Below are 14,915 nucleotides of genomic sequence, written 5' to 3'. Positions count from 1 at the left end.
CTCATCCGCCGACCAGTGGAAGGCCAGGGTCCGACTGACCTTGGATGATGAGCGCATGCCGACGCGCAGTGCCTCTCGCGCGTCACGGCGGCCATGGCCGCGCTGTGCCGCACCGTCACGGCGCTGACGACGGCGTGCGATGGCGACCCTGCCCGCTCTCCTGTTCAGGACATCGTTGCACGAGGCGCGGTTCCCCGGGCCGCCGAGCCGTCACAAGATGCTCACGACGTCGCCGTGCGCCAACTCCTCGCCCACACCGGCGGGCTGTCCTCCGGCATGGATGACGACTCCGGGCATGGCCGTCCGTCAGATCGCGGCGCGTTCGTACCCGGCGGGTCAGCCCAGCGGCTGCACCTCCGGCGCGCCCAGCCGCGCCGCGTCCGCCGTGCGGTCGTCCGGCTGGAGCTGCGACTCGCGTTCCGCCTCCACCCGCTTCTCGTAGTGCTCGACCTCCTTGTCCACCTGCGCGCCGTCCCAGCCCAGCACCGGGGCCATCAGCTCGGCCGCCTCGCGGGCGCTGCGCGTACCGCGGTCGAAGGTCTCGATGGAGATCCGGGTGCGCCGGGTGAGAACGTCGTCGAGGTGGCGCGCGCCCTCGTGCGAGGCCGCGTAGACGACCTCGGCGCGCAGATAGTCCTCGGCGCCGCCGAGCGGGCGGCCCAGCGAGGGGTCGGCCGTGACGAGGTCGAGGACCTCGTCCACCAGCGAGCCGTACCGGTTGAGCAGGTGCTCCACCCGCGCCACGTGCAGCCCGGTGCGCTGCGCGAGCTGCGCCCGGGCGTTCCACAGCGCGCGGTAGCCCTCGGCGCCGACCAGCGGCACGTCCTCGGTGACGCAGTCGGCCACCCGCTGAGCCAGCCCGTGCACGGCCTCGTCCACCGCGTCCTTGGCCATCACCCGGTACGTCGTGTACTTGCCGCCCGCGACGACCACCAGCCCCGGGACCGGGTGCGCCACGGTGTGCTCGCGCGAGAGCTTGCTCGTCGCGTCCGACTCGCCGGCCAGCAGCGGGCGCAGCCCCGCGTAGACGCCCTGGACGTCGTCCCGGGTCAGCGGCACCGCGAGCACGGAGTTGACGTGCTCCAGCAGGTAGTCGATGTCGGCGCTGGACGCGGCCGGGTGCGCCTTGTCCAGGTCCCAGTCGGTGTCCGTCGTCCCGATGATCCAGTGCCGTCCCCAGGGGATGACGAAGAGCACGCTCTTCTCGGTGCGCAGGATCAGCCCGGTCGTGGAGTGGATCCGGTCCTTGGGGACGACGAGGTGGATGCCCTTGGAGGCACGGACGTGGAACTGGCCGCGCTCGGCGATGAGCTGCTGGGTGTCGTCCGTCCACACCCCCGTCGCGTTGACGATCTGCCGGGCGCGGATCTCGATGTCGCGGCCCTGTTCGAGGTCGCGCACCCGGGCGCCGACGACCCGCTCCCCCTCGCGGAGAAAGCCCACGACGCGCGTCCGGTTGGCGGCCTCGGCGCCGTACGCGACGGCGGTGCGCACCAGGGTGGTGACGTAACGGGCGTCGTCCATCTGGGCGTCGTAGTACTGCAGGGCGCCGACCAGCGCGTCCTTGCGCAGGCAGGGGGCGACCCGCAGGGCGTGCCGGCGCGTCAGGTGGCGGTGGAGGGGCAGGCCGCGGCCGTGCCCGGAGCTGACGGACATGGCGTCGTAGAGGGCCACGCCGGAACCCGCGTAGAGCCGTTCCCAGCCGCGGTGTTCGAGCGGGTAGAGGAACGGCACCGGCTTGACCAGGTGCGGGGCCAGCCGCTGGAGCAGCAGGCCGCGCTCCTTGAGCGCCTCGCGGACCAGGGCGAAGTCGAGCATCTCCAGGTACCGCAGCCCGCCGTGGATGAGCTTGCTGGAGCGGCTGGAGGTGCCGGCCGCCCAGTCCCGCGCCTCGACGAGGCCGGTCACCAGGCCGCGCGTGGCGGCGTCCAGCGCGGTTCCGGCGCCGACGACGCCGGCGCCGACCACCAGGACGTCCAGTTCCCGCTCCGCCATCCGGGCGAGCGCCGCGGTGCGCTCGGCCGGCCCGAGTGTCGCTGTCCTCACCAATGCCTCCCGCTGCTCTGCTGCCGCCGGCGGCTCCCCGTCGGGGTCTCCCTCCGATGCTGCCCCAGATCGGGCGGGGCGGCCTCCCGCGGATGAGCCGCGCTCAGGGCAACGCCCGACACGACAATGCCCGAAATATGTCGTATATCCCCTTAACCTGATCTACACCGCTCAGGGATCCCGCTCGGTGATCCCGCTCGGGGATCGGATCGGACCGTCGGTCAAGGGGAAGGACCGCGTCACCTCATGCCCGCAGACCTCGCCGTCATCGGCCTCGGCCACCTCGGCCTGCCCCTGGCCCGGGCCGCCACCGCCGCCTCCGTGGCCACCGTCGGCCACGACCCCGACCCGCGCACCGTCGCCGAGCTGCGCGCCGGGCGGCTGCCCGCCGAGGACGGCCCGGGCACCCTCACCGCCGCCGAGCTGCGCCGGATGCTCTCCGCCGGCTTCCGCCCCACCACCGAGGACGCCGAGCTCGAACGGGTCCGTACGGCCGTGATCTGCGCGCCGACCCGGCTCGACGAGGACGGCGTCCTCGACCTGCGCGCCGTCGGGGCCGCCGCCCGCGCGCTCGCGCCCCGGCTCCGTCCGCGCACCACCGTGATCCTCGAATCGGCCGTACACCCGGGCGCCACCGAGGAGTTCGTACGCCCCCTGCTGGAGGACGGCTCCGGGCTGTGCGCCGGGCGCGACTTCCACCTCGCGTACTCCCCCAGCCGGGCCGACCCCGGCCGCCGGGACCGCGACCTCGGCCGCGCCCCCCGGGTCGTCGGCGGGCTCACCCCCGCCTGCACGGAGGCGGCCGCGGCGTTCTACGGACGCCTCTGCGACAAGATCGTCCGGGCCCGGGGGCCGCGGGAGGCCGAGACGGTCCGGATGTGGGAGACCAACTACCGGCACGTCAACATCGCCCTGGCGAACGAGATGGCGGTCTTCTGCCACGACATCGGCGTCGACCTGTGGGACGTGGTCCGGTGCGCGGAGACCAAGCCGTTCGGCTTCCAGGCCTTCCGGCCCGGGCCGGGCGTCGGGGGGCACGGCACCCCCGTCGACCCCGAGCACCTGACGTACAAGGGCGTCGGACTCGGCTATCCCCTGCGGCTGGTGGGGCTGGCGCGGGACGTCAACGGGCGGATGCCGCTGTACGTCACGCAGCGGAGCGCCGCCCTCCTCAACGAGCACGGGAAGTCGGCACGGGGCGCGCGGGTGCTGCTCCTCGGCGTCGGCTACAAGGCGGACACCGGGGACCTGGAGGGCTCACCCGCCCCCGAGATCGCCTCCCGCCTGATGGAGCTGGGGGCGCAGATCAGCTACCACGATCCGTACGTACCGGGCTGGCGGGCCGGGGGGCGGACGGTGCCGCGGGTGGACTGCCTGTACGAGGCGGCGGCGGAGGCGGACCTGACGGTGCTTCTGCAGCACCACCGGACGTACGACTTGCAGGGGTTGGCGGTGAAGGCACAGCTGCTGCTGGACACGCGGGGGGCGAGCCCGGCCGGCGCGGCGCACCGGCTGTAGGGACCCCCGCGACCCCCCGGCTACAGCCGGCCGCTGGCCGGCAGCCGCGGCTGCGCGTCCAGCAGCGTGCGCAGCTTCGCGAAGTCCTCCACGCACCGCCCGGTGCCCACCGCGACGCAGTCCAGCGGATCGTCCGCGACCAGCACCGGGATGTCGAGCTCCCGGCTCAACCGCACGTCCAGGCCGCGCAGCAGCGCACCGCCGCCCGTGAGGACGATGCCCCGGTCCATGATGTCGCCGGAGAGCTCGGGCGGGGTCTCGTCGAGGGTCTGGCGCACGGCCATGACGATGGCGTCCACCGGCTCGGTCAGCGCGTGCCGGATCTCGTCGGCCGTCAGCTCCAGCGTCTTGGGCAGGCCGCTGACCTGGTCGCGGCCGCGGATCGTGAAGCGGTCGGGGGGCAGCAGCCCCTGCGTCTCCTCGGGGTCCCCGGAGTCGGCACCGGCGAGGCTCTCGTTCTTCGCCAACTGGCCCGCCATGGAGGCGAGTCCGGCGATCGACCACTTCCCCGTCGGCGCGGCCGAGCCGATGCTCAGCTTGATGTCCTCGGCGGTGCGCTCGCCGATCGCCAGCGCGTACTCCTTCTTCACGTAGGAGATGATCGCCGCGTCCATGGCGTCGCCCGCCGTCCGCACCGACCGCGCGGTGACGATGCCGCCCAGCGAGATGACCGCGACCTCGGTGGTGCCGCCGCCGATGTCGACGACCATGCAGCCGGTCGGCTCGCTGACCGGCAGGCCCGCACCGATCGCCGCCGCCATCGGCTCCTCGACCAGGTGCACCGCTCGCGCCCCGGCCTGGGAGGCGGCCTCGATCACGGCCCGGCGCTCGACGCCCGTGATGCCCGACGGCACGCAGACCACCACGCGCGGCCGGGACAGCATCCGCTTGCCGGCGACCTTCTTGATGAAGTGCCGCAGCATCCGCTCGGCCACCTCGAAGTCGGCTATGACGCCGTCGCGCATCGGGCGGATGGCCACGATGTTCGAGGGGGTGCGGCCGATGGTCTCCTTCGCCTCGGAACCCACCGACAGCACGCTGCCGTCCTCGGCGTTGACGGCGACGACCGAGGGCTCGTTGAGCACCACGCCCCTCCCCCGCACGTACACCAGCGTGTTCGCGGTGCCGAGGTCGATGCCCATGTCCCTGCCGGTGAACGACTTGCTTTGCGCCATAAGTCGCAAGTATTCACCATCACCGAACTTTTATGCGGAGTTGACGACCAGGACCGGACACGGCGAAGGCCCGGCTGCCGTGGCAACCGGGCCCGCGTCCGACGAAGCGTCAGCGATTGTCGTGCTGCGACGGCGCGACCGTCACCTCGACCCGCTGGAACTCCTTGAGCTCGCTGTACCCCGTGGTGGCCATCGCCCGGCGCAGGGCACCGAAGAAGTTCATCGACCCGTCGGGGGTGTGCGAGGGGCCGAGGAGGATCTCCTCGGTGCTCCCCACCGCGCCCAGGTTCATGCGCTTGCCGCGCGGCACGTCCTCGTGGACGGCCTCCATGCCCCAGTGGTGGCCGCGGCCCGGCGCGTCGGTGGCGCGGGCGAGCGGGGAGCCCATCATCACGGCGTCGGCACCGCAGGCGATGGCCTTGGGCAGGTCGCCCGACCAGCCCACGCCGCCGTCGGCGATGACGTGCACATAACGACCACCGGACTCGTCCATGTAGTCCCGGCGGGCGGCGGCCACATCGGCCACGGCGGTCGCCATCGGCACCTGGATGCCCAGCGTGTTACGGGTGGTGTGCGCGGCGCCGCCGCCGAAGCCCACGAGGACGCCGGCCGCGCCGGTGCGCATCAGGTGCAGGGCCGCGGTGTAGGTGGCACAGCCGCCCACGATCACCGGGACGTCGAGCTCGTAGATGAACTGCTTGAGGTTCAGCGGCTCGGCGGCACCGGAGACGTGCTCGGCCGACACCGTCGTACCGCGGATGACGAAGATGTCGACGCCCGCGTCCACGACGGCCTTGGAGAACTGCGCGGTGCGCTGCGGCGACAGCGCGGCGGCGGTCACGACACCCGAGTCGCGGACCTCCTTGATGCGCTGCCCGATCAGCTCCTCCTTGATCGGAGCGGCGTAGATCTCCTGCATGCGCTTGGTCGCGGCGTGCTCGTCCAGCTCCGCGATCTCGGCCAGCAGCGGCTCCGGGTCCTCGTAGCGGGTCCAGAGGCCCTCGAGGTTGAGCACGCCGAGACCGCCCAGCTCACCGATGCGGATGGCCGTCTCGGGCGAGACGACGGAGTCCATCGGGGCGGCCAGGAACGGCAGCTCGAAGCGGTAGGCGTCGATCTGCCAGGCGATCGAGACCTCCTTCGGGTCGCGGGTACGGCGACTCGGGACGACGGCGATGTCGTCGAACGCGTACGCCCGGCGGCCGCGCTTGCCGCGCCCGATCTCGATCTCAGTCACGTTTGTGGCCTTTCCTTCTACGTCTGCCGCACTCCAGTATCACCGACTATCACCGACGCGACGGCACGCGTACGCGCGCAGCCGATGAAGGCATGGTCCCCCGCCCCCACCGGAGCCCGGGGGCGGGGCCCCGGAGGGGCCCAGGAGACGAAGCCCTCGGGGCGGGGTGCAGGGGCGAAGCACCGGCGGGGCCAGGGGAGAGCCCCCGGAAGCGGGAGCCAGGCGCGAAACCCCCGAGGGGCCCAGGGGGCGGAGCCCCCGGAGCGGGGCGCAGGGGGCGCAGCCCCCGCCGGGGTGCAGGGGCGAAGCCCCGCCCTGCCCGCGCGGAGCGCGGTGCGGGTCCGGGGCGCAGCCCCGGGGAAACGGAGAAAGGGCGGGGCAGGGAGAAAATCCCCACCCCGCCCACCCCAGCCTCAGCGCCGGTTGTAGTTCGGCGCCTCGACCGTCATCTGAATGTCGTGCGGGTGGCTCTCCTTGAGCCCCGCCGCCGTGATCCGGACGAACGTCCCCTTGTCCTTGAGCTCCTGCACGTTCGCCGAGCCGACATAGCCCATGGACGCCCGCAGACCGCCCACGAGCTGGTGGGCCACCGAGGCCAGCGGACCGCGGTAGGGCACCTGGCCCTCGATGCCCTCGGGCACCAGCTTGTCCTCGGAAAGGACGTTGTCCTGGAAGTAACGGTCCTTGGAGAAGGAGCGCGCCTGACCGCGCGACTGCATCGCGCCCAGCGACCCCATGCCCCGGTAGGACTTGAACTGCTTGCCGTTGATGAAGACCATCTCGCCCGGCGACTCCTCGCACCCGGCCAGCAGCGAGCCCAGCATCACCGTGTCCGCACCGGCGGCGATCGCCTTCGCGATGTCGCCGGAGTACTGCAGGCCGCCGTCGCCGATGAGCGGGACGCCCGCCGCGTGGCACGCCTGCGCGGCCTCGTAGATGGCCGTGACCTGCGGGACGCCGATGCCGGCGACCACCCGCGTGGTGCAGATCGAGCCCGGGCCGACGCCCACCTTGACGCCGTCCACACCCGCGTCGATCAGCGCCTGCGCACCGTCCCGCGTGGCGACGTTGCCGCCGACGACGTCCACGTCGATGTTGGACTTGATCTTGGCGATCATGTCGAGGATGCCCCGGCTGTGGCCGTGGGCGCTGTCCACGACGAGGAAGTCGGCACCGGCCTCGACCAGGGCCTGGGCCCGCTCGTACGCCTCGGCGCCGACGCCCACCGCGGCACCGACGATGAGCCGGCCGTCCGCGTCCTTGGCCGCGTTCGGGTACTGCTCGGCCTTGACGAAGTCCTTGACCGTGATCAGACCCTTGAGCACCCCCGCCTCGTCCACCAGCGGCAGCTTCTCGATCTTGTGGCGGCGCAGCAGCTCCATGGCGTCCTCGCCGGAGATGCCCACCTTGCCGGTGACCAGCGGCATCGGCGTCATGACCTCGCGCACCGAACGCGCGCGGTCGGTCTCGAAGGCCATGTCGCGGTTGGTGACGATGCCCAGCAGCTTGCCCGCCGGGTCGGTGACCGGCACGCCGCTGATGCGGAAGCGGGCGCAGAGCGCGTCCGCCTCGGCCAGGGTGGCGTCGGGGCGGACGGTGATCGGGTCGGAGACCATGCCCGACTCGGAGCGCTTGACGAGGTCGACCTGGTTGGCCTGGTCCTCGACGGACAGGTTGCGGTGCAGCACGCCCGCGCCGCCCTGCCGGGCCATGGCGATCGCCATCCGCGCCTCGGTGACCTTGTCCATGGCGGCGGACAGCAGCGGGATGTTCACCCGGACGTTGCGCGAGACACGGGAGGAGGTGTCGACCGCGTTCGGCAGTACCTCCGAAGCGCCCGGCAGCAGCAGGACGTCGTCGTAGGTCAGACCGAGCATCGCGAACTTCGCGGGCATTCCGTCGGCGTGGTCAGTCATGACACCTTCCCAAATACTCAAGATCTGCCGGGGCCGTCACCACCGGCGGCGTCCGCCGCGGGCCCCGGAACCCCCTTGCCTCAGCGAGGACTCCCATGCTAACGGCCGACGCGGGTGTCCCATTCCACGACCGGTGAGTCCCGCGTCACTTGGAGGTTCCTACGGAGACGGCGTCCCTCACTGTTCGGCGAGGGCCCTCAGCCGGCTGAGGGCCCGGTGCTGGGCGACCCGTACCGCGCCCGGCGACATCCCCAGCATCTGTCCGGTCTCCTCCGCGGTCAGCCCGACGGCGACCCGGAGCAGCACCAGCTCGCGCTGGTTCTCCGGGAGGTTGGCGAGCAGCTTCTTGGCCCACTCCGCGTCGCTGCTGAGCAGCGCCCGCTCCTCGGGGCCGAGCGAGTCGTCGGGCTGCTCCGGCATCTCGTCGGAGGGCACGGCGGTGCTGCCCGGGTGCCGCATGGCGGCCCGCTGGAGATCGGCGACCTTGTGCGCGGCGATGGCCACGACGAACGCCTCGAAGGGCCGCCCGGTGTCCCGGTAGCGGGGCAGCGCGCAGAGCACGGCCAGGCAGACCTCCTGGGCGAGGTCGTCCACGAAGTGCCGCGCGTCGCCCGGCAGTCGCGACAGCCGGGTGCGGCAGTAGCGCAGGGCCAGCGGGTGGACCAGGGCGAGAAGATCGTGGGTGGCGCCCCGGTCGCCCTCGACGGCGCGGGCGACGAGAGCGCCGATCTCCCCGGGTCCGGCGGCCACGGGGTGCCCCGGTGTCTCGTCGTCACGCATCGGTCCATGTGCCTCGGCGTCCGACGATCCACGGCACCGCCTTCATAGTTGTGCGTCGAACCGTTACGCGTCGGTGTCCTCGCACTCACGTCTCGCGTCGCCCCCTTCCGGGTATACCCGCCCCGCGCCCACGACTCCACCGAATAGCTTGTGCCCGTGCCGTGCGACGCGAAGCCGTACGACGACGAGCGGTGCCTGTCCGTCATGAGGTCTCTTCTGGCCGAGCGAGAAGGGTCGGCCTCTGCCGGGGAGGAGTCACACCTCAAGGATGCGGCATCCGTCGGGGTTTCGGCGCCAGACGTCGGCGCGGCGGGGTCGCGGTGCGCATGACCCTCCCCCGCGCCGGAGGGGCGCAGGGGGACTGCCCGAGTCGCCGCGTACCGCTATCGCACCGCACCGCACCACGCTCCGGGCCGCTAGCGGACCAGGCCCCAGCGGAAGCCGAGCGCCACCGCGTGCGCGCGGTCGGAGGCGCCCAGCTTCTTGAAGAGCCGCCGGGCGTGGGTCTTGACCGTGTCCTCGGAGAGGAAGAGCTCGCGGCCGATCTCGGCGTTGGACCGCCCGTGGCTCATGCCCTCCAGGACCTGGATCTCCCGCGCGGTGAGCGTGGGGGCGGCGCCCATCTCGGCCGAGCGCAGCCGGCGCGGGGCGAGCCGCCAGGTCGGGTCGGCCAGCGCCTGGGTCACGGTGGCCCGCAGCTCGGCGCGCGAGGCGTCCTTGTGCAGATAGCCGCGCGCCCCGGCGGCCACCGCGAGCGCGACGCCGTCCAGGTCCTCCGCCACCGTGAGCATGATGATGCGGGCCCCTGGGTCGGCGGACAGCAGCCGGCGGACGGTCTCGACGCCGCCCAGGCCGGGCATGCGGACGTCCATGAGAATGAGATCCGAGCGATCGGCACCCCAGCGGCGGAGGACTTCCTCGCCGTTGGCCGCCGTCGTCACGCGCTCGACGCCGGGCACGGTCGCCACCGCACGACGGAGCGCCTCTCGGGCAAGCGGGGAGTCGTCGCAGACGAGGACGGATGTCATGGCCGCCCTCCGCAGCTGATGCGCGTCACCTTGAGCCTCCAGGCTGGTACTGGTCGTCACCTGTGCGATGGGCGAGACACCTGCTCGGGCAGACCGCCGCGGACCGTCCCGGACACCTGACCGCACGCGCTCGCCAACCGCCTCCGGCACTCTCAACGACGGTCACCCGAAAGAGTTACGGGCTCGGTCGGCCCTGTTCGGCACTCTACGTGAGGGCGCGGACACGGAGCAGGGCGCACGGGGGGCGCTCGTCAGATCGTTCGAGTCGTGCCCCATTTGCCCGCTTGGAGTCGTTTTTCTTCCCATTCAGTGGCAAGTGTGACTAGATTCGCAATGAGTCATATTTTCATCTGCTCAGTTCGCATCGATGCACATCGAGGGGACGACAAGCAATGGCAGATTTCTCCCGGCTCCCCGGCCCCAACGCCGACCTGTGGGACTGGCAGCTGCTCGCCGCCTGCCGCGGGGTCGACAGTTCGCTCTTCTTCCACCCCGAGGGCGAGCGCGGCGCGGCCCGCAGCGCCCGCGAGACCTCGGCGAAGGAAGTGTGCATGCGCTGCCCGGTCCGCGCGGAGTGCGCGGCGCACGCGCTGGCGGTACGGGAGCCGTACGGCGTGTGGGGCGGCCTCACCGAGGACGAGCGCGAGGAACTGATGGGCCGCGCCCGGCACCGCTCCATCACGGCCTCGGGCAGCCCGATGAGCGCCTAGCCGCCGCAGCGCCCCGTTCAGCGACGCGCGGCGGCCGTCAGGTGGTCCAGCATCCGCGCGACGGCGGGCACACGTGCCAGGTCCGGCAGGGTGAGCGCCACGATCTCGCGCTGCACCACGGGCTCGACCGGAACGGTCCGGGACCCCTTGTGCCGGACGGACTCCACCGCCAGCTCCGCATCACCGGCACCCCGCCTCCGCTCCCTAACAACCTCCGGCGCCCCCACTCTACCTCCCCCCCCCCCCGGACGCCCCCCCCCGCCGCTCCGCCCCCCCTGCGACCGAAATCCCCACCCCCCCCCCACCCGACCCCACCCCCGCTCCCCCTCGCCTGCCACCCCGCCGCCCCCACGCCCGGGCTCGCCCGCGCGCCCCCGCCCGCTCCGGGCTCACCACGTAGACCGCCCCCCGCCCCGACCCGCCAATGCTCGCCCCTCCCCACGCCGCTCCCGCCCGCCCCCGCCGACCTCCCGACGCGCCGCGCAGTGGCCCGGGGGTCCCGGCCGGCCCGCCCTGTCCGCCCTAGCGCCCCGGACTCCCCCACACCCCACCCCCCCGCCCCCCCCCCCCCCCCCACCCCACCCCCCCCCGCCCCCTCCCTCCCCTTCTCTTCCTCCCCAGAACGTGGGCACTCACTCTCCCTCGAACCCCCAGACCGCCCCCACCAGACGCCACCGGAACCCGAAACGACCCGCGAAGCCTCCCAGCCGACGCGACCGCCCCACCCCCCTGACCGCCCAGCCCGCCCCCCGAACAGGAGCGCCGCCCAGACGCGCGCCACACGGAACGCGGCCGGCCCCCCGCGGCCCCCGAACCCCCCGACGACCCCCCCCCCCCCCGGGAAGCGCCCCCCCCCCCCCCCCGCGCCCCGCCCGCGCCGGCCCCCCCCCCCGAACCCGACCCCCCCGCCCCGAGAACCCGCCCCACGGACCCCGAACCCCCCGAAGACGACGAACCCCCCCGAACCCCCACCCCCGCGCCGATCGTCCCCCCGCCCGCCGAACCCCCCCCGCCCCGCCCGACCCGCGCCGCCCCGCTCCCCCCCCCCCACCCCCGCACCGAAGCTCCCCCCCGAACGACCCACGCGCCGCCTCCCCCCCCCCACCCGCCGCCCCCCCACGCCCGCCCCGAACCCCCGGCCCACGGCCACCCCCTGCCGCCCCAGTCGACCCCCCCCCCCGAACCGACGCGACCGAATCGCTCCCGACGACGCCCCGCGCGCCCGCCCCGACGACCCCACGACCGCAACCCCGGCCCCCGACCCCCCACCACGGGAATCCCCCCGCCCCCCCCCGCCCCCCGGCCCAGAACCCCCGACGAACCCGACCCCCCCCCGCCCCCCCCGCCGAAACGCCCCGCCCCGCCCCCCTCCCACCCCCGAACCCCCAGCGACCGACACGCCCCCCCCCCCCGAACACCCGAAAAAGACCCGAACCCCCCCTCGCCCCACCGGAACCCGCCCTCCCGCGCCAAGACACACACCTCGCGCCCCGGCCGCCCCGAATTCCGGAGCCGAGAAGAAGCCGAAACGAACCGCCCCCCTCCGGCCGAACCACCCCGCCCCCCCGCCCCCCCCCCCCCGCCCTCGAAGACGTCTACCCTTTTACGACGGACCACGCCCCCCCCCCCCCCCCGCCGGAACTCCCCCCCCCCCCGCCGAAGCCGCCCCCCCGGGCCGCTCCCGGACCCCCCCCACCCCCCCACGACCCGCCGCGCCACCCCACCCCCCCCCCCCCCCCCGCGACCCGCGCCCCCCTCCGCCCCCCCGCGCCCAAGAACACCCCCCGGCCCCGTCCGACCGAAGACACGGCGGCCCCGACCCCGACCCCCCGGCGATCCCGACGCCTCCCACGGGCCCCCCACACCGGGACCCCCGCCACCCCGACGCGCCGCTTCCGGGCCCCGCCCCCCGCCCCCGCCCCGAACCGCGCCCCCCCTCCGACCCACCCCGCGCCCCCACCCCCGAGAACCCCCGAACCGGGGAACCCCCCCCCCCGCCCCCGAACCCGCCCCCGGAGACCCGACCCCGCCCCCCCCTTCGCCCCCCCGACGCCCGCCCCTAAGCCCGCCCGACCGCCCGGAACCCCCCCCCCCCCGACCCCCACCCCCCCCGACCGCCCCCCCCGAACCCCCAGAACCTCCCCGACCCCCGACCCCCGGCACCCCCCCCCCCCCAGCCCCGACCCGCCCCGCCCCCGACCGGGCGCCCCGCCCCGACGAACCCCCCGCCGCCGAGACCGACACCCGCCCCGCTGCCGCCCGAAGCCCCCGCCCGCGCCCCCCCGGGCCCCGCCCCCCACCCCCGCGAAGACGCCGCACCCACGCCCGAAGCCCCCCCCCGGAAACTGTTGTCCCGCCCCCCCCCCCCCGACCCCCCTCCGACCGAACCACCCCCCCCCCCCGAACCCGGGAACTCGTACCCCGCCCCCCCGAAATCCGGCGAATCGAACCACGCCCGCCCCCCACCGCCGCCACTCCCCCCCCGCGACCCCCCGCCGCCGACCCCGGCCCGACCCCCCCGCCGCGCGCCCCCCCCCCCCCCGCCCCCCGAACACCCCGCGCCGCCCCCCCCCGCCCCCCCCCGGCGGCGCCCACCCCACGAAGACGCCCCCGGCCCCCCGACGAACCCCCCGGACCTCCCGCCGACCCGCCCCTCCCCCCCCCCCGGCCCCCGTCCCCCCCCCCTGCCCCCGCCGCACCCCGGGAACCGCGACCGCCCCCGACCCCCCCCATCCCATCCCCCCCCGAAACTGCGCCGAAAAGACGGCCGGGTAGTCGTCCGTCGCGAAGTCGATCCGGGGGGTGAACCCGGCGTTCTCGCAGACCTCCACCAGGTGCCGGCGGCAGCGCGGGCAGCCCGCGATCCAGGGCTCGTCGGCGAACTCCCCGATCGCCACCCGCTCCGCGTCCGCCAGCGGGTGCCCCTCGGGCACGACGCCCACCAGCCGGTCGGTCAGCAGCGGTCGCACCACCAGGTCGTCCCACTCGGCGGCCTGCTCCCCGCCGCGCACCTCGGGGTAGCGGAAGGCCAGCGCCGATGTCGACGTCGCCGGCGCGCAGCATGCCGACCGCGCGCGGGGGTTCGGCCTCGACGAGGGAGACCAGGGTGCCGGGGTGGGCGGCCCGCATCTCGGCGAGGGCCGTGGGCACCAGCGTGGAGGAACCGCTGGAGAACGACACCAGCCGCACCCGGCCCGCGCGCAGCCCGGCGATGGCGGCGATCTCCTCCTCGGCGGCGGTGAGCCCGGCGAGGATCCCGGCGGCGTGCCGGACGAGGGCCTGGCCGGCCTCGGTGAGGCGCATCTCGCGGCCGGTGCGGATCAGCAGCGGGGTCCCGGCGGACTGCTCCAGGGCCTTCATCTGCTGGCTGACCGCGGGCTGGGTGCAGCCCAGTTCACGGGCGGCCGCCGAGAACGAACCGGTGCCGGCGACCGCGCGCAGCACCCTCAGATGACGAGCCTCGATCATTCTTCGAGCATAAGCCCCCCTTGGGGGCACCGGAAGCAAAGTCCTCGACGCTTTGAGCCATGGCCGCCTACCCTCGTGCGATGCACGTCCTCTCCGTGAACCTCGGCCGGGCAACGACGGCCGCCGACCGCTCCGCCCCCGACTCCGCCTTCGCCGCCGGGCTGGGCTCGGGCATCGACAAGCGTCCCGTGCCGGGCCCCGTCGCCGTGGCCGCCCCGGGCCCCAAGGGGGTGGCCGGCAGCGGCCTGGCCGGGGACGCGATCGTCTCGCTCCGGCACCACGGCGGCGACGACCAGGCGGTCTACGCCTTCGCCCGCGAGGACCTCGACGACTGGGAGCGGGCGCTCGGGCGGACGCTGCCGGACGGCTCGTTCGGCGAGAACCTCACCACCGCCGGGGTGGATGTCTCCGGGGCGCGGATCGGGGAGCGCTGGCGGGTGGGCGAGCGGCTGCTGCTGGAGGTGACCTCGCCGCGGATCCCGTGCCGGACGTTCGCCCACGTGGCTGGGCGAGAACGGCTGGGTGTGCGCCGGTTCACCGAGGCCGCCGCCCCGGGCGCGTACCTGCGGGTGCTGGAGCCCGGGGAAGTCCGTGCGGGTGATCCGATCGCCGTCGTCCACCGGCCCGCGCACGAGGTGTCGGTCTCCTTCGCCTTCCGCGCCCGGACGACGGAACGCGCGCTGCTGCCCCGCGTTCTGGCCGCGGGCGACGCTCTGCACCCCGAACTCCTGCGCAAGGCCGAGGAGTCGGCGCGCTCGGCCGAGTCCCGCCCGGGCAGCGGGTGAGGGCCGCCGGGCACCACTGGGTCCGGCCCGCGGCGAAGCTGCTGCGGGGGTGCTGTGACCCCCGGGAAACTCAGTAACGTTCCCCCATGACGACTGCACTGATCACGGGGAGCGACGGCCGGCATCGGCGCGGCCTTCGCGCGCCGGCTCGCCTCCGAAGGTCACAACCTGGTCCTCGTGGCCCGCGACGAGAAGCGGCTGCACGAGCAGGCGACCGAGCTGCACGACCGGCACCGGGTGGAGGCCGAGGTG

Annotated in this window: 9 protein-coding genes and 3 pseudogenes; 4 read left to right on the top strand and 8 right to left on the bottom strand. The window is 74.6% G+C overall.

The annotated features are described in order from the left end of the window. Window positions 1-336 precede the first annotated feature (336 nt). Window positions 337-2,046, bottom strand: coding sequence for a glycerol-3-phosphate dehydrogenase/oxidase (locus tag ABD794_RS06440; protein WP_344961437.1), 1,710 nt, complete (start codon window positions 2,044-2,046; stop codon window positions 337-339). A gap of 246 nt (window positions 2,047-2,292) precedes the next feature. On the opposite strand from ABD794_RS06440, the gene ABD794_RS06435 reads away from it, so the two are divergent. Continuing rightward, window positions 2,293-3,564, top strand: coding sequence for a nucleotide sugar dehydrogenase (locus tag ABD794_RS06435; protein ID WP_344961436.1), 1,272 nt, complete (start codon window positions 2,293-2,295; stop codon window positions 3,562-3,564). 20 nt (window positions 3,565-3,584) lie between these two features. On the opposite strand, the gene ABD794_RS06430 is transcribed toward ABD794_RS06435, so the two are convergent. From ABD794_RS06430 to ABD794_RS06410, 5 genes are all read right to left on the bottom strand, one after another. Further along, complete coding sequence (locus tag ABD794_RS06430; RefSeq protein ID WP_344961434.1) at window positions 3,585-4,739, bottom strand: rod shape-determining protein; 1,155 nt, start codon at window positions 4,737-4,739, stop codon at window positions 3,585-3,587. 109 nt (window positions 4,740-4,848) lie between these two features. Continuing rightward, entirely contained in the window at window positions 4,849-5,976 is a 1,128-nt protein-coding gene (locus ABD794_RS06425) for a GuaB3 family IMP dehydrogenase-related protein (RefSeq protein WP_344961433.1), read from the bottom strand. Between the two features lie 413 nt (window positions 5,977-6,389). Then, window positions 6,390-7,892, bottom strand: a complete 1,503-nt coding sequence (guaB, locus tag ABD794_RS06420) for an IMP dehydrogenase (RefSeq protein WP_344961432.1) — start codon at window positions 7,890-7,892, stop codon at window positions 6,390-6,392. 177 nt (window positions 7,893-8,069) lie between these two features. Beyond that, complete coding sequence (locus ABD794_RS06415; RefSeq protein ID WP_199892377.1) at window positions 8,070-8,672, bottom strand: sigma-70 family RNA polymerase sigma factor; 603 nt, start codon at window positions 8,670-8,672, stop codon at window positions 8,070-8,072. Between the two features lie 416 nt (window positions 8,673-9,088). Then, a complete protein-coding gene (locus ABD794_RS06410) occupies window positions 9,089-9,700 on the bottom strand; it encodes a response regulator transcription factor (RefSeq protein WP_003948568.1) in 612 nt (203 codons plus the stop codon). 392 nt (window positions 9,701-10,092) lie between these two features. Here ABD794_RS06410 and ABD794_RS06405 point away from each other — a divergent pair, with 392 nt between their 5' ends. Continuing rightward, entirely contained in the window at window positions 10,093-10,410 is a 318-nt protein-coding gene (locus tag ABD794_RS06405) for a WhiB family transcriptional regulator (protein WP_049718716.1), read from the top strand. A gap of 17 nt (window positions 10,411-10,427) precedes the next feature. Here the strand turns inward: ABD794_RS06405 and ABD794_RS06400 are convergent. Together ABD794_RS06400 and ABD794_RS06395 are read right to left on the bottom strand one after the other, a co-directional pair. Continuing rightward, window positions 10,428-10,621: pseudogene (locus ABD794_RS06400) on the bottom strand (LysR family transcriptional regulator); the annotation flags it as partial. Window positions 10,622-13,112: 2,491 nt separating this feature from the next. Continuing rightward, window positions 13,113-13,878, bottom strand: a pseudogene (locus tag ABD794_RS06395) (LysR family transcriptional regulator); the annotation flags it as partial. An 80-nt stretch (window positions 13,879-13,958) separates the two neighbouring features. Here ABD794_RS06395 and ABD794_RS06390 point away from each other — a divergent pair. Continuing rightward, complete coding sequence (locus ABD794_RS06390) at window positions 13,959-14,663, top strand: MOSC domain-containing protein (protein WP_344961474.1); 705 nt, start codon at window positions 13,959-13,961, stop codon at window positions 14,661-14,663. An 86-nt stretch (window positions 14,664-14,749) separates the two neighbouring features. Continuing rightward, window positions 14,750-14,915, top strand: a pseudogene (locus ABD794_RS06385) (SDR family NAD(P)-dependent oxidoreductase); the annotation flags it as partial.

It is taken from the genome of Streptomyces thioluteus (assembly GCF_039535865.1).
The sequence above is the reverse complement of the archived record's forward strand: the minus strand, read 5'-3'. Positions and strand labels throughout refer to the sequence as shown.